General features: G+C 69.9%; 20 protein-coding genes and 1 tRNA gene. 11 read left to right on the top strand and 10 right to left on the bottom strand.

Translation table 11 applies throughout. From position 1 onward, the window contains the following. Positions 1 to 27: 27 nt before the first annotated feature. Positions 28 to 966 (bottom strand): AurF N-oxygenase family protein, encoded by a 939-nt coding sequence (locus ACYSUO_RS35905; protein ID WP_461780402.1) that lies wholly within the window; start codon positions 964 to 966, stop codon positions 28 to 30. A 168-nt stretch (positions 967 to 1,134) separates the two neighbouring features. Here ACYSUO_RS35905 and ACYSUO_RS35910 point away from each other — a divergent pair, with 168 nt between their 5' ends. Continuing rightward, entirely contained in the window at positions 1,135 to 2,241 is a 1,107-nt protein-coding gene (locus ACYSUO_RS35910) for a ferritin-like domain-containing protein (protein ID WP_461780403.1), read from the top strand. Here ACYSUO_RS35910 and ACYSUO_RS35915 read toward each other — a convergent pair. The 5 genes from ACYSUO_RS35915 to ACYSUO_RS35935 all read right to left on the bottom strand — a co-directional run bounded on the left by ACYSUO_RS35915 (position 2,233) and on the right by ACYSUO_RS35935 (position 7,634). Further along, positions 2,233 to 3,699, bottom strand: coding sequence for a penicillin-binding transpeptidase domain-containing protein (locus tag ACYSUO_RS35915; protein ID WP_461780404.1), 1,467 nt, complete (start codon positions 3,697 to 3,699; stop codon positions 2,233 to 2,235). The two genes, ACYSUO_RS35910 and ACYSUO_RS35915, sit on opposite strands and share 9 nt — an antisense overlap. Continuing rightward, positions 3,696 to 5,108 (bottom strand): FtsW/RodA/SpoVE family cell cycle protein, encoded by a 1,413-nt coding sequence (locus tag ACYSUO_RS35920; protein ID WP_461780405.1) that lies wholly within the window; start codon positions 5,106 to 5,108, stop codon positions 3,696 to 3,698. Before ACYSUO_RS35920 ends, ACYSUO_RS35915 begins: the two co-directional genes overlap by 4 nt. A 40-nt stretch (positions 5,109 to 5,148) precedes the next feature. Further along, positions 5,149 to 5,499 carry an SH3 domain-containing protein gene (locus ACYSUO_RS35925; protein ID WP_461780406.1) on the bottom strand — a complete coding sequence of 117 codons (351 nt, stop codon included), beginning with the start codon at positions 5,497 to 5,499 and terminating at the stop codon, positions 5,149 to 5,151. 111 nt (positions 5,500 to 5,610) lie between these two features. Beyond that, a complete protein-coding gene (locus tag ACYSUO_RS35930) occupies positions 5,611 to 6,894 on the bottom strand; it encodes an ATP-binding protein (RefSeq protein WP_461780407.1) in 1,284 nt (427 codons plus the stop codon). After that, the gene (locus ACYSUO_RS35935; protein WP_461780408.1) at positions 6,891 to 7,634 is read right to left on the bottom strand and encodes a hypothetical protein; all 744 of its coding nucleotides are present in this window, start codon (positions 7,632 to 7,634) and stop codon (positions 6,891 to 6,893) included. Before ACYSUO_RS35935 ends, ACYSUO_RS35930 begins: the two co-directional genes overlap by 4 nt. A gap of 236 nt (positions 7,635 to 7,870) precedes the next feature. Here ACYSUO_RS35935 and ACYSUO_RS35940 point away from each other — a divergent pair, with 236 nt between their 5' ends. Then, positions 7,871 to 8,674, top strand: a complete 804-nt coding sequence (locus tag ACYSUO_RS35940) for a nuclease-related domain-containing protein (protein ID WP_461780409.1) — start codon at positions 7,871 to 7,873, stop codon at positions 8,672 to 8,674. A gap of 111 nt (positions 8,675 to 8,785) precedes the next feature. Here the strand turns inward: ACYSUO_RS35940 and ligD are convergent, their stop codons facing one another. Next, complete coding sequence (gene ligD, locus ACYSUO_RS35945; RefSeq protein WP_461780410.1) at positions 8,786 to 9,667, bottom strand: non-homologous end-joining DNA ligase; 882 nt, start codon at positions 9,665 to 9,667, stop codon at positions 8,786 to 8,788. Positions 9,668 to 9,750: 83 nt separating this feature from the next. On the opposite strand from ligD, the gene ku reads away from it, so the two are divergent. Then, a complete protein-coding gene (gene ku, locus ACYSUO_RS35950) occupies positions 9,751 to 10,788 on the top strand; it encodes a non-homologous end joining protein Ku (protein WP_461780411.1) in 1,038 nt (345 codons plus the stop codon). 23 nt (positions 10,789 to 10,811) lie between these two features. Here ku and ACYSUO_RS35955 read toward each other — a convergent pair whose 3' ends face one another. Together ACYSUO_RS35955 and ACYSUO_RS35960 are read right to left on the bottom strand one after the other, a co-directional pair. Next, positions 10,812 to 11,966, bottom strand: coding sequence for an acyltransferase family protein (locus tag ACYSUO_RS35955; RefSeq protein ID WP_461780412.1), 1,155 nt, complete (start codon positions 11,964 to 11,966; stop codon positions 10,812 to 10,814). A gap of 228 nt (positions 11,967 to 12,194) precedes the next feature. Next, positions 12,195 to 12,656 (bottom strand): MarR family winged helix-turn-helix transcriptional regulator, encoded by a 462-nt coding sequence (locus ACYSUO_RS35960; protein WP_461780413.1) that lies wholly within the window; start codon positions 12,654 to 12,656, stop codon positions 12,195 to 12,197. 153 nt (positions 12,657 to 12,809) lie between these two features. Between ACYSUO_RS35960 and ACYSUO_RS35965 the strand changes: the two genes are divergently transcribed. From ACYSUO_RS35965 to ACYSUO_RS35980, 4 genes are read left to right on the top strand one after another with little or no spacing between them, the layout of a single operon-like run. Beyond that, the gene (locus ACYSUO_RS35965) at positions 12,810 to 13,733 is read left to right on the top strand and encodes an SDR family NAD(P)-dependent oxidoreductase (RefSeq protein ID WP_461780414.1); all 924 of its coding nucleotides are present in this window, start codon (positions 12,810 to 12,812) and stop codon (positions 13,731 to 13,733) included. Positions 13,734 to 13,738: 5 nt separating this feature from the next. Next, positions 13,739 to 14,614, top strand: a complete 876-nt coding sequence (locus ACYSUO_RS35970) for an amidohydrolase family protein (protein WP_327666120.1) — start codon at positions 13,739 to 13,741, stop codon at positions 14,612 to 14,614. A gap of 20 nt (positions 14,615 to 14,634) precedes the next feature. Beyond that, positions 14,635 to 16,131 carry an o-succinylbenzoate--CoA ligase gene (gene menE, locus ACYSUO_RS35975; protein WP_461780415.1) on the top strand — a complete coding sequence of 499 codons (1,497 nt, stop codon included), beginning with the start codon at positions 14,635 to 14,637 and terminating at the stop codon, positions 16,129 to 16,131. A gap of 5 nt (positions 16,132 to 16,136) precedes the next feature. Then, complete coding sequence (locus tag ACYSUO_RS35980) at positions 16,137 to 16,598, top strand: MaoC family dehydratase (RefSeq protein WP_461780416.1); 462 nt, start codon at positions 16,137 to 16,139, stop codon at positions 16,596 to 16,598. A 76-nt stretch (positions 16,599 to 16,674) separates the two neighbouring features. On the opposite strand, the gene ACYSUO_RS35985 is transcribed toward ACYSUO_RS35980, so the two are convergent. After that, positions 16,675 to 16,746: transfer RNA gene (locus ACYSUO_RS35985), tRNA-Arg, on the bottom strand. Between the two features lie 114 nt (positions 16,747 to 16,860). On the opposite strand from ACYSUO_RS35985, the gene ACYSUO_RS35990 reads away from it, so the two are divergent. From ACYSUO_RS35990 to ACYSUO_RS36005, 4 genes are all read left to right on the top strand, one after another. Beyond that, on the top strand, positions 16,861 to 17,385 hold the full coding sequence (locus ACYSUO_RS35990; RefSeq protein WP_461780417.1) for a response regulator: 525 nt from the start codon (positions 16,861 to 16,863) through the stop codon (positions 17,383 to 17,385). A 91-nt stretch (positions 17,386 to 17,476) separates the two neighbouring features. Then, positions 17,477 to 18,559, top strand: coding sequence for an ArgS-related anticodon-binding protein NrtL (gene nrtL, locus ACYSUO_RS35995; protein WP_461780418.1), 1,083 nt, complete (start codon positions 17,477 to 17,479; stop codon positions 18,557 to 18,559). A 32-nt stretch (positions 18,560 to 18,591) separates the two neighbouring features. Beyond that, entirely contained in the window at positions 18,592 to 19,983 is a 1,392-nt protein-coding gene (lysA, locus tag ACYSUO_RS36000; RefSeq protein WP_461780419.1) for a diaminopimelate decarboxylase, read from the top strand. Between the two features lie 139 nt (positions 19,984 to 20,122). After that, entirely contained in the window at positions 20,123 to 21,415 is a 1,293-nt protein-coding gene (locus ACYSUO_RS36005) for a homoserine dehydrogenase (RefSeq protein WP_327661590.1), read from the top strand. Positions 21,416 to 21,419: the final 4 nt, after the last annotated feature.

Below are 21,419 nucleotides of genomic sequence, written 5' to 3' on the forward strand. Positions count from 1 at the left end.
GCGTAACCGGCACATGCGGCCCACCGGCTAGGCCAGAAGTCCCGAAGAGCGCCACATCTGGCGGCCGACTCCGCGCAGCACGCCGATGTCGTCGAGGAAGTCGGTCAGGCGCTTGGCGCCGGACTGCATGACCTCGCGGCGGTGGCCGCTGGCCTTGACCTGGGCCATGGCCTCCTTCTTGTCCAGGCCCACGTTCTCGTACACCTGGGGGTTGATGAACGCCACGGAGAAGACGCGGGCGAACTCACCCGAGGTGATCCGCGTGAACTCCTGCGACCAGCGCGGCGCCGTCACCATCTGGCGCCGCAACTCCTCGCGCGCGTAACGGACATGGCGCGCCTCCTCCACGACGTGGATGCGCGTCACGCCGCGGACCAGCGTCTGCACGCGCTCGTCGGGGAACGTCAGCCGCTGCATCCAGTCGAGGACCTCCTCGCCGAGCAGCGTCGCCGTGAACGAACCGGGTGTCGTGGAGATGGTCTTGAAGAGCCGGCCCAGGTGGTGGTGGATGGGCGACACCGGGTACCAGGGCGTCTCGCCGCGCTGGATCAGCCGCGCGAACATCTTCGAGTGCCGGCACTCGTCCTCGATCTCGGTCAGCGCGTAGCGCACGTGCGCGCTCGTCGCCGCCTTGTCGTAGACGTGCCGCACGAGCAGCTGCATCAGGATCAGCTCGAACCAGATGCCGAGCGAGGCCAGCGCCGCCGCCTCGTGCTGGGACAGGGCGATCCGCTGCTCCTCGCCCATCCGCTTCCACAGCGGGGTGCCGTACAGGGACACCAGCTCGGGCGGCCAGAACCACTTGCCCTCCTCGAAGGGCGCGTCCCAGTCCAGCTCCTTGTCCGGGTCGAAGGAGTGCTTGGCGGAAGAGTCGAGCAGCCGCTCGGCCACCTGCTCCCGGTCCTTGAGCAGACCGAGCGCGTCGCGCAGTCCCGCCAGCGCGTCGGCTTCCGTCATGGTTGTCATGGCTGTCCCACCTCGTCGTACGGGAGTTGATCGAGCGATCGCGGGTTACTGGCGGTCACGCCTGCCTCGGTTCTTATGAGACTGCGCGTCAGCAAGCCCGTCAATCCCTTGCGCAGGACTCCGCACGACTTGTTGACCCCGCGTCTACCACCGTGTGAGCCTGCCAGCATGGCGACGCATGAGCTGTACACCAAGGCCCCCAATGGGTCCAACTGGCAAGTACCGTCCGCCAGTTCGGCTCGCCTCAGCTGGGAATACGACGACGGGCGCGACCGTCTCCTCTCGCTCTACCAAAAGGGCAAGGACAAGCAGTGGGACGGCGCCAAGCGCATCGACTGGGACCTGGAGGTCGATCCATACGACCCCCTCGGCACCCCCGACGACGCGCTGGCCCTCTACAACACGCCCTACTGGGCGAAGATGAGCGACAAGGACAAGGCCGAGCTGCGCAAGCACTCCGCCTCCTGGCAGTTCAGCCAGTTCCTGCACGGTGAGCAGGGCGCGATGGTGTGCGCCGCGCGGATCGTCGAGTCCGTGCCCGACCTCGACGCCAAGTTCTACTCGGCGACGCAGACCATGGACGAGGCTCGGCACGCGGAGATCTACGGCCGCTTCCTGCACGAGAAGCTCGGGATGCTGTACCCGATCAACGACAACCTCCAGTCCCTGCTCGGCGACACCCTGCGCGACTCCCGCTGGGACATGCCGTACCTGGGCATGCAGGTCCTCATCGAGGGCCTCGCGCTCGCCGCGTTCGGCCTGCTCCGCGACACCACCGACAAGCCGCTGCCCAAGCAGATCCTCGCGTACGTGATGCAGGACGAGGCCCGGCACGTGGCCTTCGGGCGGATGGCGCTGCGCGACTACTACAAGCAGCTCACCGACGCCGAACTGCGCGAGCGCGAGGAGTTCGTCATCGAGGGCTGCTACCTGATGCGCGACCGGCTGCGCGGCATCGAGGTCCTGGAGAACTTCGGCATCCCCAAGGCCGATGCCGAGAAGTACACGGAGCAGTCCGAATTCCTGGCCATGTTCCGGCAGTTGCTGTTCTCGCGGATCGTCCCGTGCGTCAAGGACATCGGCCTGTGGGGCAAGCGCCTCCAGCAGGCCTACGTCGACATGGGCGTCTTCGACATGGGCAACTCCAACCTCGACCAGCTCATGGCCCAGGACGAAGAAATCGCCGAACAACTCGACGCGCAACGCTTCGCGGTGGAGGAGCAGGAGCGGGTGGCGGAGGTGGAGGAGGCCGTGGAGGCGGGCAAGTCAATCTGACCCCAGCACGGCCTCCATCACCGACTTGGCGATGGGCGCGGCGCTACCCCCACCACTGATATCCGCCCGATTGGCCGCCGCGTCCTCGACGACCACCGCGACCGCCACCCCCGGCGTGGCCGCGTCCTTCTCCTTGGCGTAGGAGATGAACCACGCATACGGCGTGCCCTCGTTGTTCTCGCCGTGCTGCGCCGTCCCCGTCTTGCCCCCGACCGTGGCGCCGGAGATCCGCGCCCCCGTGCCAGTCCCCTCGGAGACGACGTCCTCCATCATCTGCTGCAACTGCGTCGCCGTGTACGGGGACATGACCTGCTTGTACGTGTCGCTCCCGGTCTCCGAGACCGTGTCACCGTCGTCCGTCGTGGTCTTGTCGACGAGGTGCGGCTGCATCAGCGCGCCACCGTTGGCGACGGCCGAGGACACCATCGCCATCTGCAGCGGAGTGGCGGCGGTGTCGTACTGCCCGATCGAGGAGAGCGCCAGCTGCGCGTCGTTCATGTCGGTGTCGAAGTTCGACTTGGCGGCGGCCATCGGGACCTTGATCCCACTGTCGTTGAAGCCGAAGTTCTCCGACATCTTCACCATGTCCGAGAGCCCGGTCTTCACCCCCAGGTTGGCGAACACGGTGTTGCAGGAGACCCGCAGCGCGTACTCCAGCGTCGCGTCCGTGCAGGCGTCGGAGGCGGACTCGTTCGTCAGCTGGGTCGTCGTGCCCGGCAGGGTGTACGGGGACGGGGTGTCGGTCGACGCGTTGATGCCGTTCACCACGTTGTTCTCCAGGATCGCGGCCGCCGTGACCACCTTGAACGTGGAGCCCGGCGGATACGTCTGGCGCAGCGCCCGGTTGAGCATCGGCTGCTCATCGGACTTGTTCAGCTCGGCCCACGCCTCGGTCGAGGAGGAGTCGGTGCCGGCGATCCGCCCGGGGTCGTACGACGGGGTGGAGACCAGCGCCAGGATCTTCCCGGTCGACGGGTCGATCGCCGCGACCGCGCCCTTCTTGCCGCCGAGCCCGGAGTACGCGGCCTCCTGCGCACGGGCATTGATGGTGGTCTTCACGTTGCCGCCGGGCTCCTGAGCGCGCGAGATCTCGTTCCAGAACGGGAAGGGGGACAGCATCGGGTCGGTGCCGGAGAGGACGTCGTCCTCGGCGCTCTCCACGAACGTCGTGCCGTACGTCTGCGAGGCGTAGCCGGTGACGGGCGCGTACAGCGGACCGTTCTTGTACGTGCGCTCGTAGCGCAGCGACTCCCCGGTGTCCTTGGAGCCGGTGACGGACTTGCCCTGGACGAGGATGTCGCCGCGCGGCTGCCCGTAACGCTCGATCGTGGAGCGGCGGTTGGCCGAGTTGTCGTCGAGCTTGTCGGCCTGGAAGAACTGGATGCGGGCCGCGTTGATGAGCAGCGCGATCAGCAGGATCAGGCAGAAGACCGAGGCCCGGCGGATGTACTTGGTCACTTGACGCCCTCCACGGGTTCCGGGGCGGTCCCGGGGGACTCGGGCAGCAGCTGGCTCCGGGCCCGGTCGCTGACCCGGATGATGATCGCGACGATGATCCAGTTGGTGACGAGGGACGAACCGCCCTGCGCGAGGAACGGCATCGCCATACCGGTGAGCGGGATGAGCCCCATCACGCCGCCCGCGATGACGAAGACCTGCAACGCGACGATCGAGGCGAGCCCGATGGAGAGCAGCCGGCCGAACGGATCGCGCAGCGCGAGCCCCGCCCGGTAGCCGCGCTCCACGAGCAGCGCGTACAGCAGGAAGATCGCGGTGAGCCCGGCGAGCCCCAGCTCCTCGCCGGCCGTCGCCAGGATGAAGTCCGACTTGGCGGCGAAGCCGATCAGGTTCGAGTGGCCGAGGCCGAGCCCGGTGCCGAGCATCCCGCCCGCCGCGAACGCGAACAGCGACTGCGCGAGCTGGCTGGCGCCCTGACCGGCGTCGATGGAGGCGAAGGGGTGCAGCCAGTCCTCGACGCGGCTGTGCACATGCGGCTCGAAGGAGGCGACGATGACCGCGCCCACGGCCGCGAGCACGAGCCCGATGACGATCCAGCCGCCGCGCCCCGACGCCACGTACAGCATGATCACGAACAGGCCGAAGAAAAGCAGCGAGGTCCCGAGGTCCGTCTCCAGGACGAGGACGCCGACGGTCATCAGCCAGATCACCAGGATCGGCGCGAACACCCGCATCGTCGGCAGCTGGAACCGCCAGATCCGCTTGCCCGTGTACGCGAGGGCGTGCCGGTTGGCCGCGAGATAGCTGGCGAAGAAGATCGCGAGCAGGATCTTGGCGAACTCGCCGGGCTGGATGGAGAAGCTGCCGATCTGGATCCAGATCCGGGCGCCGTTGATCGGCGGGAAGAAGATCGGCAGGATCATCAGCACCAGGGCGGTGACCACGCTGATGTACGCGTATCTCTGCAGCACCCGGTGGTCGCGCAGGAAGAGCACGGTGAGGATGAACAGGGCCACGCCGAGCGTCGACCAGATCAGCTGGGTCGGCGCCGCCTGGTCGCCCGGGGTCTCCAGGTCGAGCCGCCAGATCAGCACCAGGCCGAGCCCGTTGAGCAGCACGGCGATCGGCAGCACCAGCGGATCGGCGTACGGGGCGCGGAAACGGACCACGAGGTGCGCGACGAGGGCGAGCGCCCCGAGCCCGGCGCCGTAGCCGAGCGCACCGCCCGGCACCCTGCTGTCCTTGGCGAGCCCGACGTCGATGTACCCGTAGACGCTGAGCAGCACGGCGACGACCAGCAGGGCCAGTTCGGTGCCCCGGCGCCGGGGGACGCGCACAGCGGGCACCGCGGAGGAGGCGTTGGCTCGCGACGTACCCGATGCGCCCGACGTACCCGATGATCCGGTCATACCGGGAACGTAGCAAGCAAGTACCTGATATCAGGTCATGTCAGCACCAGCGCGGCACGGCGCCGATGTTCTGGATGTACTTCGCGGAACCCCACGCCCACGTGCCGTCGGTGAGCAGGTACCAGTACGAGTTCCCGCCGACGCTGTCGCCCGAGGTCTTGCAGAAGATCGGGACGATCGCGCGGTACGGCTCGGAGCGGACGACCTTGGCGCCGCGGGTCGGGGCGTCGCGCAGCAGCAGCCCGGACTTGGCGGTGACGCGGCCCTTGTAGACCGGCGGCGAGTCGCCGGCGCCGGAACCGGCGGTCTGGGCGACGGCGGGGACGGCCGCGGTCGTGACGAGGGTGGCGACGGCGGCGATGCCCATACCGAGGCGGGTGGTGAGGGACATACGAGTCCTCCTGAGGCGGGGGTGAGGAGCGAGAGCGGGCGCCTTGAATGCCCGGTTTCACACTAAAAGCGGCACGCAGGGCGCGCAAAAGGTCACTCTCCGCCATCGCCTCTATGGCGCCCCGGGCTCGGTCGCCTCGTACGGCAGTGTCAGCGTCGCCACCGCGCCACCGTCCGGCGCGTTCCCGAACTCCAGGCGTGCGCCCAGGACTTCGGCCTGCCCGAGCGCGATGGTCAGGCCGAGACCGTGCCCGCGGGCGCCGCCCTCGGTGCGGAAGCGCTGCGGCCCGTGCTCCACGAGATAGCCGGGATAGCCCGCGCCGTGGTCGCGCACCGTGATCACCGGTCCGTCCACGGTCAGGGTGACCGGCGCGGCACCGTGCAGGTGCGCGTTCGCCACGAGATTGCCGAGGACCCGCTCCAGGCGCCGACGGTCCGTCAGCACGCAGACGTCCCGCACGACATCGACCTCGGTGGGCGTGCCGGACGCCCGCACCACCCGCTCCGCCACCGGGCCGAGCCGGTTCTCGTCCAGGTCGAGGGGCTCGCTGCGCGCGTCGAGCCGCGAGATCTCCAGCAGGTCCTCGGTGAGCGTGCGCAGCGCGGCGACCCGGTCCCGCACCAGCTCCGTGGGCCGCCCCGGCGGCAGCAGCTCGGCGGCGGCGTGCAGCCCGGTCAGCGGCGTGCGCAGCTCGTGCGCGACATCGGCGGTGAACCGCTGCTCGGTCAGGATCCTGGCCTGCAACGAACCGGCCATGCTGTCGAGCGCGCCCGCGACATCGGCCACCTCGTCGTGGCGCCGCCCCGGATCCTTCGTCCGGCGGTCGTCGACGCGCGCGTCCATGTCGCCCGCGCTGATCCGGCGCGCCACCCGCGCCGTCGCGTGCAGGCGCCGCGTCACGCGGGTCACCGCGAACGCACCGACCAGCAGCGTCGCCCCGATCGCGAGCACGGACGAGGTGAGGATCGCCCCGTCGAGCCCGTCGATGGTGCGCCGGCCCTGCGCGAAGCCGATCCGCACCGCGAGCGCCCGCCCGTCGCCCCGGCCGGTGGCCGCGGGGCCCGCCGCCCACATCGTCGGCCGCTCCGGGTGCTGCGCGATCATCGTGCCGCGCTCCCCGCGCGCGGCGAGGGCGCGCAACTCGGCGGGCAGGCCCGGCGGATCGAGGCCCGCGCCCGGCGCGAGCCTGCCCCCGGCCTCGTACCGCTTGGTGGTGGACTCCAGGAGGGTGAGCGCGCGTTCGCGGGCCTGACCCGTCGTCTGATCGGTGACCGAGACGTGCACGAGGACGCCGAGCAGCGCGGCGAGCGCACAGCACATCACGGTGATGAACACGGTCGCCTTCCACGTCAGCGACGCGGTCCAGGCGGGCAGCCGGGGCATGCGCGGACTCATGAGCGGCTCGGTGACGGCAGGTCAGGGGTGCGCTTGGCTCCGGTGCGCAGGATCTCGTCGCGGGTCGGCAGCATCGCCTTCTGGTGGGTGTCGTACGACCAGGAGGTGCGGTACTCGTACCCGGACAGGTCGGCGGCGGCGCGCACCACGATGTTCCGGCCCGCCAGATGCACGTTGATGACGGCGTCCTTGTCGTCCATGATCTGGGTCAGCTTGCCGTCGCGGTACGTGTACGCCTGCAGATACGCCTGGCGGTGCGGGGCGCGGACGGCGACGAGCAGATCGTCCGGGCCGTCGCCGGTCAGATCCCGGTAGTACCCGCCGAGCACGGGACAGGCCTTGGACGACGGGCAGTCCGCGACGTCGTCGGCGATGTCCTTGTAGTCGTCGGGATCGGCGGCGACGCGGGCCCGCACGATCGTCACCGGGTCGACCGCGCGCAGCTTCCCGCCGGGCACCTCGACGCCCTTGACCACGGCCGTCTCCCCGGCGCCGTAGTCGTCGGCGGCGCGGGTCGCGGGCGGCAGCGTGGGCCACAGCCGCTCGGGGCCGACGGCCGTCGGGGTCGGCCCCGCACTCTCCAGGCCGCCCTGATCCCCACAGCCGGCACACGCGCCCAGCAGTACGGCGGCGGACACGGCGAGGACGGGTCGGCCGAGGCGCCTAGGGCCCTTCTGACGGATCTTGCTGGAGTCGCGGGCCCTGGCACGCACATCTGCGGCGTTGTCGTCGGTTGCCAACGCTCCGCGTTGACGCCCTCCTCCGCCTTGCAGCTGCACGCACCAGACCCCGCTCGCGGAGCCGGATGTATGCGGCCGCCCGCATCCAGCCTGATCCGTCAGAAGGACCCTAGGGCCTGTCGTCACTGCACTCCTGCCTGCCGGGTCGAACGGGTCGCGTTGGACATCATGCCGGGCCTGCGGGCTTCTTGCCCTGCGGCGGGCTTGCTGCTCCCATGGTCATGGGGTGATGGGGCATGAGCGGACTGCGCGTCATACCGACCTGGCGGAACGGCCAGGAGTGGCTCTACGTGTGCGGGGACGACGGCACGAACGTCGCCTGGTACGACCGGGACGCGGGCCGGGTGAACCTGCTCAGCGAGACCCGGAGGGCGGATGTGCTCGACGTGCTCCGCCCGTTCATCGCAGGCCAGGTCGCCGTGGGACCGCCCCCGGTGCCGACCCCCGCCGAACTGGCGGGGCTCACCCTCCACCCCGACGACGACCTCGCGCCGAACCGGCCGGGCGAGGCCCTCGTCATCTCCCTGGACCGCGCCCCGGCCCCGCAGCGCCGGCTGCGCGCCGACCCGCGGCGCAAGGCGCTCGCCGCGCAGGCGCGGGTGGGCGAGGTCCTCGACGGCCTCGAGGCGGCCGGCTGGCGGGTGCTGCACTCGGTGCCGCTGCCCGGCGGCTCCCACATCCACCACCTGCTGATCGGCCCCGGCGGCCTGTTCGCGCTCCACACGCTGCCCGTGCGCAGACAACGGGTGCGGATCGGCGACCCCTGGGTGACGGCGGGCCGCGGCGAGCGGCAGCCCCTGCTGCGCCGGGTCCGGGCCGACGCGTCCCGGGCCTCGTTCGCCCTCACCGCGGAGGTCCGCGCGGGCCTGGTCCTGGTGGAACCGGCGACGGTCGAGGTGACAACACCGCCCCGCGACGTCCGCCTCTTCACCGACACGGACCTGCCCCCCCTCACCCACACGGCCGGCCTCCTCAAACCGGCGGACGTGGAGGCGCTGCACATGATGGCGAGGGACAGGGGGACGTGGACGCGGGTGTGACCCATTTCGAGCATTTTCAGCCCCGCCGGCGGTTCGGCAATTTCAGCCCCGCTCTTGGACGTGAGCCCGCGGGGTCCGGGGCGGAGCCCCGCGTCCGCAACGCCATCCGCCTCACGGCAGCTCCCCGGCCCGGCCGACCTCGAACAACCCCGCGAGCAGATCCCCATACCGCCCCAGCCGCGCGACAACGTCCCCCGCAACAAAAACCAGGTCCCCCGAGGAGCCGCACCCCTCGACCTCCCCCCACGTCACCGGCGCCGAAACCGTCGGAGCCACCCGCGCCCGCACCGTATAAGGCGCAGCCGTCGTCTTCGCCGCCGAATTCTGACTGTGGTCGACGAACACCTTCCCGCGCCGCAGGCCCCGCGCCATCCGATGCACCACGAGCCCCGGCATCGCCGCCTCCGCCTCCTGAGCGAGCCCCTTCGCATACGCACTGACCCGCTCCGACGCCGTCGGCACCAGCGGCACGAGCAGATGCAACCCCTTGGACCCGGACGTCTTCGCGTACGCCTCCAGCCCGTCCCGCGCCAACCGCTCCCGCAGCCACACGCCCACCTCGCAGCACTGCACGATGTCGGCCGGCGCCCCGGGGTCCAGGTCGAACACGAGCCGGTCCGCCCGCCCCGGCGCCTCCGCCCGCCACTGCGGCACGTGGAACTCGGTGACCAGGTTCGCCGCCCACATCAACGTAGGCAGGTCCTGTACGAGGATCTGCCGCGAGCCCCCGTCCGAACGCGGCACCTCGGCCGTCTTCACCCAGGAGGGTGTCCCCGGCGGCACGTTCTTGGCGAAGAACTGCTGGCCGTCCGGCCCGTCGGGAAAGCGCAGGAAGGAGACCGGACGGTCCCGCAGATGCGGGAGCAGTGCCTCCGCGGCCGTCGCGTAGTAGTGCAGCAGCTCGCCCTTGGTGAATCCGGATCCCGGATACAGCACCTTCTCCAGATTGCTGAGCGTGAGCCGCCGCCCCTCCACTTCTGTGATGGGCGCCATACGGTAATACTCTGGCAACCCAGCCCGTTATGTCGTCTCTGTCGCTTATATCGTGTATCGCGGCGCGAACCGGGAGGTCCACCGTGCGCTCCATATGGAACGGCGCCATCTCCTTCGGCCTGGTCAGCATCCCGATCAAGCTGGTCAACGCCACCGAGAACCACTCGATCTCCTTCCGCCAGATCCACCTGGAGGACGGCGGCCGCATCCGCTATCACAAGGTGTGCGAGCTGGAGGACAAGGAAGTCGCGAACGACGAGATCGGCAAGGGGTACGAGGACGCCGACGGCTCGATCATCCCGATCACCGAGGACGATCTCGCCCAGCTCCCGATCCCCACGGCCAAGACCATCGAGATCGTCTCCTTCGTGCCGGCCGAGCGGATCGACCCGCTCCAGATGGGCACGGCGTACTACCTCCAGGCCAACGGGGTCCCGGCCGCCAAGCCGTACACGCTCCTGCGCGAGGCGCTCAAGCGCAGCAACAAGGTGGCCATCGCCAAGTTCGCGCTGCGCGGCAGGGAGCGGCTCGGGATGCTGCGGGTCGTCGACGACGTCATCGCGATGCACGGACTGCTCTGGCCGGACGAGATCCGGGCCCCCGAGGACGCCGCCCCCGACTCCCACGTCACGGTCCGCGACGCCGAACTCGATCTGGCGGACGCCCTGATGGACACGCTCGGCGAGGTCGACATGGACTCCCTGCACGACGACTACCGGGACGCCGTGGAGGAGATGATCGAGTCGAAGGCCTCCGGCACCGAACCGGCCGAGGCGCCCAAGAAGTCGGACGGCGGAGGCGGCAAGGTCATCGACCTCATGTCGGCGCTGGAGAGCAGCGTCCGGGCGGCCAAGAAGGCGCGGAACGAGGGCGAGCAGGGCGAGGACGTGGCCGAGGTGACGGAGCTGTCCTCCCGGTCCCGTACGAAGAAGACCACCGCCAAGAAGAGCACAGCCACGAAGAAGACGGCGGCCAAGAAGACCACCGCCAAGAAGTCCGCCCCCGCGAAGAAGACCACATCCGCCAAGAAGTCGACCGCGACCAAGAAGTCCACCACCAAGAAGTCGACTTCGACCTCGGCAAAGAAGAAGCCGACGCCTCGTAAGAAGGCGTCGGCTTAGCGAGTGAGGGGGAGCGGGAGCGGCTAGCGCCCCCGGGCCACCTTCGCGGCGTCCCGCTTGAACGCCCACTCCATCTTCGGCTCCATCACGAACCGGAACATCCGCTGCACCGGTGGCGTGCACAGCACGGTGATCAGGCTGCCCGCGAGCAGCGTCACCACGACCTGGCCCCACGGCGTGTGCATCCAGGCGTTGTCGTACCAGTCCCAGAAGCGGGAGCCCTTGGCGACGAAGCCGTGCAGCAGGTAGCCGTACAGCGTGCCCGCGCCGAGCGCCGTGAACCAGAGCTTGCGGCCCGGCACCCACGCGAAGAAGCACGCGGTGAGGATCACCGAACAGCCGAACATGGCCAGGGTCATGACGATTCCGGTCCAGCCGGGCGCGCCCAACTCCTGGGCGCTGTCCCGGTGGTACGTCCACGCCGCGGTCATCCGCGGCGCCGCCCAGTACGCGAACAGCAGCGCGGCCGCGAAGACCGGCACCGCGATGATCCGCGCCTCCTTGCGGCGCACCAGCTGGAAGTGCTCCGGCTTCAGGCACAGGCCGAGGACGAAGAACGGCAGGAACTGCAGCAGACGCTGCATGTCCAGGTCGTCGCCGATGCTGGGGGAGACGGAGGCGAGCGCCGCGATGGCGAGCGCCACCGGCAGCGGCCAGCGGATCGTCTTCCAGATCGGCGTGCTCAGGCGCCATACGAACAGCGAGACCAGGAACCAGGTGAGGTACCAGGGGTCGAGGAGGCTGAAGTCGTATCCGGGATCGTCACCGGCGTACCGCTTGAAGAGGGTGTAGACGACCTCGAACACCACATACGGCACCGCCACACCCGTGATCAGCCGCTTGAGCCGAGCAGGGCTCGCGTCGAACGACCGCGAGAAGTAGCCGGAGATGACGATGAACGCCGGCATGTGGAACGTGTACACGATGATGTAGAGGGCGGAGGCCGCCCGGCTCCCGTCGCGCAGCGGCTCCCAGGAGTGGCCCATCGCGACCAGGACGATCGCCAGGTACTTGGCGTTGTCGTAGAACGCGTCACGGGCCTTGCCGGACTTCGGTGTCGCGGTGGTGGCCGGTGTGGCCGCCTGTCTCCTGGAAGGAGTGCTCGCGGGCTGTGCGACGGCGTCCTGCTGATCGGGCAGCGGGGCCCGATGAGCCGCGAGCTGTACCGGTTCGCTCACGATCCCTCCCGTTGGGAACCCCGGCTACCGGATACGCATCTTCCTGGATTCGTGAGGTTCAAGTGGCTGCGAGACATCGACCGAACCGTAGTCATGCGGTGGGGCACGAGTAAACCTGGATCGAGTCCGCGTGGCGGCTCTCACAGTCCTGATCAGGAATGACCATCACTCAAACGGGTTCGCCACCGGTCTCCGTAGCGAGATGTCGACAACGGCCGAAAGTGCTCGTCAGCCGAGTCCGGCCTCCGCGACCCGCCGCAACAGCCCGTGCAGCGTCTCGCATTCGTCCTCGTCCAGCGGTGCGAGCAGCTCGCTCGTCACCCGCAGCCCCGCCTCGTCCGTGCCGCGCAGGAAGTCCCGCCCGTCGTCCGTGAGCACGACGATCCGCGTGCGCCGGTCGCCGGGGGACGGCCGCCGCTCGACGAGCGAGGCCTTCTCCAGGTCGTCGACCAGGCCCACGATCGCGCTCGGGTCGTAGCCGAGCTGGACGCTCAACTCCCTCTGGGGCGCGCCCTCTCCCGTGGCCAGGAAGCGCAGCACCGCGTAGTGGCGCAGGCGGAGCCCCGACTCCTGGAGCGAGGCGTTGAACAGCTGCCCCGAGCGCAGGCCGAGCCGGTACAGCAGATAGCCCGTGTCGGCGTGCAGCCCGCGCATCCATGGCTCGTGCGCGTCGATCGGGGCGGGGGTCATGGGGTCTCCCTGGGGTGGGCCGGGCCTGCGGTGTGCCGCGACAGTCTCTCGCACATGCGGGTCGGCGACAACTATTGACGTCACCAATTATTGCTCTTAGCTTCCTTCTTGCCCTCACGTATCGCCGTACCGCTGGCAGGAAGGGATCCACACGTGTCCATCGATCTCACCGGAAAGGCGGCCGTCGTCACTGGCGGCGGCCGTGGCCTCGGCCTCTCCTACGCCCATGCCCTCGCCGCCCACGGCGCCTCGGTCGTCGTCAACGACGTCGACGAGGCCGTCGCCGAAGCGGCCGTGAAGTCCATCCGGGAAGCGGGCGGAACGGCCGTCGCCGAGGTGGTCCCGGTCGGCACGGCCGAGGCCGCGGACCGCCTGGTGGCGCGGGCGGTGAGCGAGTTCGGCCGCCTCGACGTCCTGGTCACCAACGCCGGTATCCTGCGCGACAAGGTGCTGTGGAAGATGACCGACGACGACTTCGACGCGGTGCTCACCACCCATCTGAAGGGCACCTTCACCTGCGCCCGCGCCGCCGCGGTCCGCATGCGCGAGCAGGGCGAGGGAGGCACGCTCGTCCTCGTCGGCTCGCCCGCGGGCCAACGGGGCAATTTCGGCCAGACGAACTACGCCGCCGCGAAGGCCGGCATCGTCGCCATGGCCCGTACGTGGTCGATGGAGCTGTCCCGGGCGAACATCACGGTCAACGCGATCGTCCCGGTCGCCGCGACGGCCATGACGGAGACGATCCCGGCCTTCGCCCCGTACATCGAGGCGATGCACGGCGGCGAACCGCTGCCGTCCTTCCTGCGCAAGGGCGAGGGCTTCGGCACACCGGAGGACTGCGCGGCCCTCGTCCCCTTCCTCGCTTCCGAAGCGGCCCGCTCCGTCACCGGCCAGGCGATCGGCATCGGCGGCGACCGGCTCACGCTCTGGTCGCACCCGCAGGAGATCAAGTCGGCCTACGCGGACGGCGGCTGGACCCCGGACACGCTGGCGGAGGCGTGGCCGACGTCGGTCGGCGCGGAGCTCCAGACGGTGGGCATCCCGGCACCGAAGATTCCGGAGGGGGAGGCCCGATGAACGCGATGAACATCGACGAACTGGCCGCGATCGACGTCCACACCCACGCGGAGGTGTCCTCCAAGGGGAAGGCCTCCCTCTCCGACGACCTCCACGAGGCCTCGTCCGCGTACTTCAAGACCGAGGGCAAGCGGAAGCCGACGCTCGAGGAGACGGCCGCGTACTACCGCGAGCGGAACATGGCGGCCGTGATCTTCACGGTCGACGCGGAGTCCGCGACGGGCACGGAGCCGGTCCCGAACGAGGAGGTCGCGGAGGCGGCGGCCGCCCACCCGGACGTCCTGATCCCCTTCGCCTCGATCGACCCGTTCCGGGGCAAGGCCGGGGTGAAGCAGGCCCGCCGCCTCGTGGAGGAGTACGGGGTGAAGGGCTTCAAGTTCCACCCCTCCATCCAGGCCTTCTTCCCCAACGACCGCGCGGTCGCCTACGACCTCTACGAGCTGATCGAGGAAACGGGCACCATCGCCCTCTTCCATACCGGTCAGACGGGCATCGGCGCGGGCGTCCCGGGCGGCGGCGGCATCCGCCTCAAGTACTCGAACCCCCTCCACGTGGACGACGTGGCGGCCGACTTCCCGCACCTCAAAATCATCCTGGCGCACCCGTCGTTCCCCTGGCAGGACGAGGCGTTGGCGGTGGCGACGCACAAGCCGGGCGTGCACATCGACCTCTCCGGCTGGTCCCCGAAGTACTTCCCGCCCCAGCTGATCCAGTACGCGAACACGCTCCTCAAGGACAAGGTCCTCTTCGGCTCGGACTACCCGGTCCTGACCCCGGACCGCTGGCTCGCGGACTTCGCGAAACTCCAGATCAAGGACGAGGTCCGCCCCAAGATCCTCAAGGAGAACGCGGCACGCCTGCTGGGCCTGACCAAGCCGTGACGTACCCGTAGGAGGCACGGATGCGCAACGAGGGACTGGGGTCATGGCCCGCACGCCGGGCCCGCAAAACCCCGCACCGCACCGCCCTGATCCACAACGGCACCACATACACCTACGCCGACCTGCACGACCGTACGACCCGCCTCGCGCACGCCCTGCGCGCCCAGGGCGTGCGCCGCGGCGACCGCGTCGCGTACCTCGGCCCGAACCACCCCTCGTACCTGGAGACGCTGTTCGCGGCGGGCACGCTGGGGGCGGTCTTCGTCCCTCTCAACACCCGCCTGTCGACAGCCGAACTCGCCTACCAAATAGCCGACTCGGGAGCGAAGGTCCTCCTGCACACCGGAGACGGGGAACCGGCGAAGACACTCTCAGTCCCCCTGACAATCGAGGCCGAAGGAGCCGGCTACGAGGACCTCCTCGCATCCGCCCCTTCCTCGGACGCGGTCGACGAGGCGGTCGCCGGCGACGACGTCTGCCTCATCATGTACACCTCGGGCACGACGGGCCGCCCCAAGGGCGCGATGCTCACCCACGCCAACCTGACGTGGAACGCGATCAACGTCCTGGTCGACCACGACCTGATCGCCGACGAGGTGGCCCTGGTCTCGGCCCCTCTCTTCCACACGGCGGGCCTGAACATGCTGACGCTGCCGGTGCTGCTCAAGGGCGGCACATGCGTCCTGGTCGACGCCTTCGACCCGGCGGCCACGTTCGACCTGGTGCGGCAGCACAGTGTGACGTTCATGTTCGGCGTCCCGACGATGTTCGACCTGCTGACCCGCCAGCCCGCGTGGCCGACCGCGGACCTCTCCTCCTTACGCCTCCTGACCTGCGGCGGCGCCCCGGTCCCGCCGCAGCTGATCGCGGCCTACCAGGAACGCGGCCTCACCTTCCTCCAGGGCTACGGCATGACGGAGGCGGCCCCCGGCACCCTCTTCCTCGACGCGGAGCACGCGGTGAGCAAGGCGGGCTCGGCGGGCGTGCCGCACTTCTTCAGCGACGTACAGGTGGTGGGCCCGGACCTGACCCCGGTGGACGTCGGCGAGACGGGCGAGGTGGTGGTCCGCGGCCCGCACGTGATGCCGGGCTACTGGGGCCTGCCGTCGGAGACCGAAGCCGCCTTCTCCGACGGCTGGTTCCGCACCGGCGACGCGGCACGCGTGGACGCGGACGGCTACGTCACGATCGTCGACCGCTTCAAGGACATGATCATCTCGGGCGGCGAGAACATCTACCCCGCCGAGATCGAGGCCGCGCTCCTGGCCCACCCCGATGTGGCGGAGTGCGCGGTGATAGGTGTCCCGGACGAGAAATGGGGCGAGGTCCCCCGCGCGGTAGTGGTGCCCCGCGCCGACACGACCCCGGACCCCCAGACCCTCCTGGCCTCCCTAGCGGGCCGCCTGGCGAAATACAAAATCCCCAAGTCCCTCTTCCTGACGGACGAACTCCCACGCACGGCCTCCGGAAAGCTCATCAAATCCCGCCTGCGGGAAACCTACGCACAGAACGGCTGACGAGAATGCCCCTCACGGTCAACGGCCTGCCCGAACTCATGAAGCTGAGCAACGGCACGGACCTCGGCACCAGCGACTGGCTCGAGATCACCCAGGACCGCATCAACACGTTCGCCGACGCGACGGGCGACCACCAGTGGATCCACGTCGACCCGGCCCGCGCGGCCGAGGGCCCCTTCGGCGCCCCGATCGCCCACGGCTACCTGACCCTCTCCCTCTTCATCCCCCTCTTCACCGACCTCCTGGACGTCCAGGGCGTCACCACAAAGGTCAACTACGGCCTCAACAAGGTACGCTTCCCGTCCCCGGTCAAGGCGGGCTCCCGCATCCGCCTGTCGGCGCGGGTGGCATCAGTGGAAGAGGTGTCAGGCGATGGAGCCCAAATCACCATCGACGGAACCATAGAAATAGAGGCCACCCCAAAGCCGGCCGCCGTCCTCCAAAGCGTCTCCCGCTTCTACGCCTGACCCGCCCGCAAACACAACAAGACCCCGCCGTCAGCGTCTCCACTGAGGACGGGGTCTTCGGGCACCTCATACAGGGTGCCCCCGGCAGGATTCGAACCTGCGCACACGGCTCCGGAGGCCGTTGCTCTATCCCCTGAGCTACGGGGGCGTACGCCGCGCTGTGCGTGGCGACGGGTAGAACACTACCAGCTCCTTTGAGGTCCTCAGGAACGGGTTATTGGGCGGGGAGCGGCGGGGTTCGTGTCGCCTGTAGGGGGCGGAAGTGGGGAAAACCCGGACGCGGTGGCCGGCGTCGACCTACTCTCGAGTTGTGCCAGGCGCGTCCGGCCGAGTCCTTGTCGTGGACGACAACAAGGTGATTCGGCAGCTGATCAGGGTCAATCTCGAGCTGGAGGGCTTCGAGGTCGTGACCGCGGCCGATGGTGCCGAATGTTTGGACGTGATCGACCAGGTGCGGCCCGACGTCGTCACGCTGGACGTCGTCATGCCCCGGCTCGACGGGCTGCGCACCGCCGCCCGGCTGCGGGCCGACGCCCGTACGCGTTCGCTGCCCATCGTCGTCGTCAGCGCCTGCACCCAGTACGAGGTCGAGAGCGGGCTCGACGTCGGCGTCGACGCATTTCTCGCCAAGCCCTTCGAGCCCAGCGAACTGGTGCGTGTCGTACGGCAGTTGAGCGAGCAGGGGCGTGCGGGGGCGGGTCCCGCAGGCGCCTCCCGGGCGGGTGCGGCGCGCCCCGTGAGCGCCGCGGACGACGCCGAGCAGGCCACCCGCACCGCCGACGCCTGAGCGTCCCGCCGGCCCGGCTCCCCGTCCGTATCCCGGACCATCCGGGAAACCGACTCGCCTACCCACCCCCCTCCTCCCATACGCTTGTCCCGTGACCCCCGCCGAGCTCTCCCGCACCGTCCTGCGCGCCGTCCGTCGCGCGGTCGACGACGGTGAGCTCGACGCGGCCGTGTGCGCGGCGGGCGAGGAGCGGATCCTTGTCGAGCGGCCGCGGGCCGGCGGGCAGGGCGACTACGCCACCAACGTCGCGCTGCAGCTCGCCCGCCCTGCCGGACGGCCACCGCGGCAGGTCGCCGAGATCCTGTCCCGTCGGCTCGGGGAGAGCCCCGGTATCGACGGTGTCGTCGTCACCGGACCCGGGTTCCTCAATTTCAGGCTGTCGGAATCCGCGTCCGCCTCCGGCGCGCTCGTCACGGAGATCCTGAGTGCCGGGGAGCGATACGGGTTCGTCGAAGCCGAAACAGCCTCCACCGGTCAGGTTGTTCAGTTGCGCGCCCCCGACGAGGTGCGTGCCCTGGTCGTCATGGACTCCGTCGCCCGTCTGTTGCGCTCGCAGGGCGTCCTCGTACGGACCAGTTGCGCAGGCCGGCCCCGGCCCGAGTGGGTCGACGTCCTCGGTGTCCACGTCGACGCGGTCGGCAGCCCCGACGGCGGCATCGGCATCCGACCCGTGCCCGCCCCCGCCGACCCCGTACCGCTCGGCCGCGACGCCGCCCGCTGGGCCCTGCTCCACCCCGCGGGCCACGACCGACCCCGCATCGAAGACGGGCACGAGCACCTCGCCCAGCGCGAGTCCAACCCGCTCTTCCGCGTCCGGTACGCCCACGCCCGCACCCGCGCCCTGACCCGCAACGCCGCGGACCTCGGATTCGCCGCCGAAGCCGCCGCCCCGACCGGCCCAGCAGACGGCCTGGAAGACCTCGTCGCCGCGCTCGCCGACCACCCCCGCATCCTCCGCACCGCGGCCGCGCAGCACGCCCCCGACCGGCTCGCCCGGCACCTCGTCGGCGTCGCCGACACCTTCATGGCCTCGCTTCATCCGGCCGTACTGCCCCAAGGCGAGGAGAAACCCTCGGCCGCCCACCGTGCCCGGCTCGCGCTCGCCGAAGCCGTCGGGACGGTGCTCGCAGGCGGCCTGACCCTGCTCGGCATCGACGCACCCGAACATCTGTGACACAGAAGTAGACGAAGAGAGCCACCGCAGCCATGAGCCGTTCCGCACACCCCGCCGGCCCCCGTCACGCCGACGTCCTGCCCGAGGGCCACTACACCGCCCCGGCCGACGACCTGAACGCCCTCGACCCGAAGGTGTGGGCGCAGACCGTGGCCCGTACCGACGACGGTGGTGTCACCGTCGGTGGCATCGAGGTCGCCCGGCTCGCCGAGGAGTTCGGCACGCCGGCGTACTTCCTCGACGAGACCGACTTCCGCGCCCGGTGCGCCGCCTGGCGCGACGCCTTCGGGCCCGACGCCGATGTCTTCTATGCAGGGAAGGCCTTCCTCAGCCGCGCCGTCGTGCGGTGGCTGGACGAGGAGGGGCTGAATCTGGATGTCTGCTCGGGGGGCGAGCTCGCCACCGCGCTCTCCGCAGGCATGCCTGCCGAGCGCATCGCCTTCCACGGCAACAACAAGACCGAGGAAGAGATCAGCCGCGCGATCCAGGTCGGCGTCGGCCGCATCGTGCTCGACTCCTTCCAGGAGATCGCGCGTGTCGCCCACATCGCCGACGGCCTCGGCAAGCGGCAGCGCGTGCAGATCCGCGTCACCGTGGGCGTCGAGGCGCACACCCACGAGTTCATCGCCACCGCGCACGAGGACCAGAAGTTCGGCATCGCCCTCGCCGACGGGCAGGCGGCGGAGGCCGTGCGGCGCGCCATCAAGCTGGACGGCATCGAGCTCATCGGCATTCACAGCCACATCGGGTCGCAGATCTTCGACATGGCGGGCTTCGAAGTTGCCGCGCGCCGTGTTGTCGGGCTGCTCGCCGAGGTGCGGGACGAGCACGGCATCGAGCTTCCCGAGATCGACCTCGGCGGCGGCCTCGGTATCGCGTACACGAGCGACGACGACCCGCGCGAGCCGCACGAGATCGCCAAGGCGCTCAATGAGATCGTCACGCGCGAGTGCGAGGCCGCGAACCTCCGCACCCCCCGCATCTCCGTCGAGCCGGGCCGCGCCATCGTCGGCCCGACCGCCTTCACGCTCTACACCGTCGGCACCGTCAAGCCGCTCGATGGACTGCGTACCTACGTCTCCGTCGACGGCGGCATGTCCGACAACATTCGCACCGCCCTCTACGACGCCGAGTACACCGTCGCCCTCGTCTCCCGCCGCTCTGACGCCGAGCCGATGCTCGTCCGTGTCGTCGGCAAGCACTGTGAGAGTGGTGACATCGTCGTGAAGGACGCGTTCCTGCCGTCCGATGTCGCTGCCGGGGATCTCATCGCCGTGCCGGCCACCGGCGCGTACTGCCGTTCCATGGCCAGCAACTACAACCACGCACTTCGCCCGCCCGTCGTCGCCGTGCGCGACGGTGAGGCCCGGGTGATCGTCCGGCGCGAGACGGAGGAAGATCTCCTGCGTCTCGACGTCGGATAAATGAAATCTACGTCTCACGATCCGGACCGGGGGCTGAAACCCCGGTCCGGTGGGTGAGACTGGACCCACCGTAGATACACGTAGCGATACACGTAGAGATACGTCGAAGTATCGGAAGCAGTAGAGGAAACGAGGTCGCATGATGCGTACGCGTCCACTGAAGGTGGCGCTGCTGGGCTGTGGGGTTGTCGGCTCAGAGGTGGCGCGCATCATGACGACGCACGCCGACGACCTCGCCGCCCGGATCGGTGCCCCCGTCGAGCTCGCGGGTGTGGCCGTGCGGCGGCCCTCCCGGGTGCGCGAGGGAATCGATCCCGCGCTGGTCACCACGGACGCCACCGCGCTCGTGAAACGCGGCGACATCGATGTGGTCGTCGAGGTCATCGGCGGGATCGAGCCCGCGCGCACCCTCATCACCACCGCTTTCGAGCACGGCGCCTCCGTCGTCTCCGCCAACAAGGCGCTCGTCGCCCAGGACGGCGACGCCCTGCACGCCGCGGCCGTGGAGCACGGCGAGGACCTCTACTACGAGGCCGCGGTCGCCGGCGCGATCCCGCTGGTCAGGCCGCTGCGCGAGTCGCTCGCAGGGGACAAGGTCAACCGCGTCCTCGGCATCGTGAACGGCACGACGAACTTCATCCTCGACGCGATGGACTCGACCGGCGCCGGCTACCAGGAAGCGCTCGACGAGGCCACCGCCCTCGGGTACGCCGAGGCCGACCCGACCGCCGACGTCGAGGGCTTCGACGCCGCCGCCAAGGCCGCCATCCTCGCCGGGATCGCCTTCCACACCCGCGTACGCCTCGACGACGTGTACCGCGAGGGCATGACCGAGGTGACCGCCGCCGACTTCGCGTCCGCGAAGCAGATGGGCTGCACCATCAAGCTGCTCGCCATCTGCGAGCGGGCCGCCGACGGGCAGTCCGTCACCGCCCGCGTGCACCCGGCGATGATCCCGCTGTCCCACCCGCTGGCCTCCGTGCGCGGCGCGTACAACGCCGTCTTCGTCGAGGCCGAGGCCGCGGGTCAGCTCATGTTCTACGGGCCCGGTGCCGGCGGCTCGCCGACCGCGTCCGCCGTACTCGGCGACCTCGTCGCCGTCTGCCGCAACCGCCTCAACGGCGCGACGGGACCCGGCCAGTCCGCGTACACACAGCTGCCCGTCTCGCCGATGGGCGATGTCGTGACGCGGTACCACATCAGCCTCGACGTGGCCGACAAGCCCGGCGTTCTCGCGCAGGTGGCGACGGTCTTCGCCGAGCACGGTGTCTCCATCGACACCGTGCGCCAGTCGGGGAAGGACGGCGAGGCCTCCCTCGTCGTCGTCACCCACCGCGCGGCCGACGCGGCCCTCACCGGGACCGTGGACGCGCTGCGTCAGCTCGACACCGTGCGCGGTGTCGCCAGCATCATGCGTGTTGAAGGGGAGTAGCAGC

It is taken from the genome of Streptomyces sp. UC4497, assembly GCF_054871485.1.

Coding starts and splice junctions, on each gene's coding strand:
- lysA (WP_461780419.1), top strand. CDS start 18,592: ATGAGCCGTTCCGCACACCCCGCCGGCCCCCGTCACGCCGACGTCCTG.
- ACYSUO_RS35905 (WP_461780402.1), bottom strand. CDS start 966: ATGACAACCATGACGGAAGCCGACGCGCTGGCGGGACTGCGCGACGCG.
- ACYSUO_RS35980 (WP_461780416.1), top strand. CDS start 16,137: ATGCCCCTCACGGTCAACGGCCTGCCCGAACTCATGAAGCTGAGCAAC.
- ACYSUO_RS35920 (WP_461780405.1), bottom strand. CDS start 5,108: ATGACCGGATCATCGGGTACGTCGGGCGCATCGGGTACGTCGCGAGCC.
- ACYSUO_RS35940 (WP_461780409.1), top strand. CDS start 7,871: ATGAGCGGACTGCGCGTCATACCGACCTGGCGGAACGGCCAGGAGTGG.
- ACYSUO_RS35925 (WP_461780406.1), bottom strand. CDS start 5,499: ATGTCCCTCACCACCCGCCTCGGTATGGGCATCGCCGCCGTCGCCACC.
- ligD (WP_461780410.1), bottom strand. CDS start 9,667: ATGGCGCCCATCACAGAAGTGGAGGGGCGGCGGCTCACGCTCAGCAAT.
- ACYSUO_RS35930 (WP_461780407.1), bottom strand. CDS start 6,894: ATGAGTCCGCGCATGCCCCGGCTGCCCGCCTGGACCGCGTCGCTGACG.
- menE (WP_461780415.1), top strand. CDS start 14,635: ATGCGCAACGAGGGACTGGGGTCATGGCCCGCACGCCGGGCCCGCAAA.
- ACYSUO_RS35910 (WP_461780403.1), top strand. CDS start 1,135: ATGGCGACGCATGAGCTGTACACCAAGGCCCCCAATGGGTCCAACTGG.
- ACYSUO_RS35960 (WP_461780413.1), bottom strand. CDS start 12,656: ATGACCCCCGCCCCGATCGACGCGCACGAGCCATGGATGCGCGGGCTG.
- ACYSUO_RS36005 (WP_327661590.1), top strand. CDS start 20,123: ATGATGCGTACGCGTCCACTGAAGGTGGCGCTGCTGGGCTGTGGGGTT.
- ACYSUO_RS35970 (WP_327666120.1), top strand. CDS start 13,739: ATGAACATCGACGAACTGGCCGCGATCGACGTCCACACCCACGCGGAG.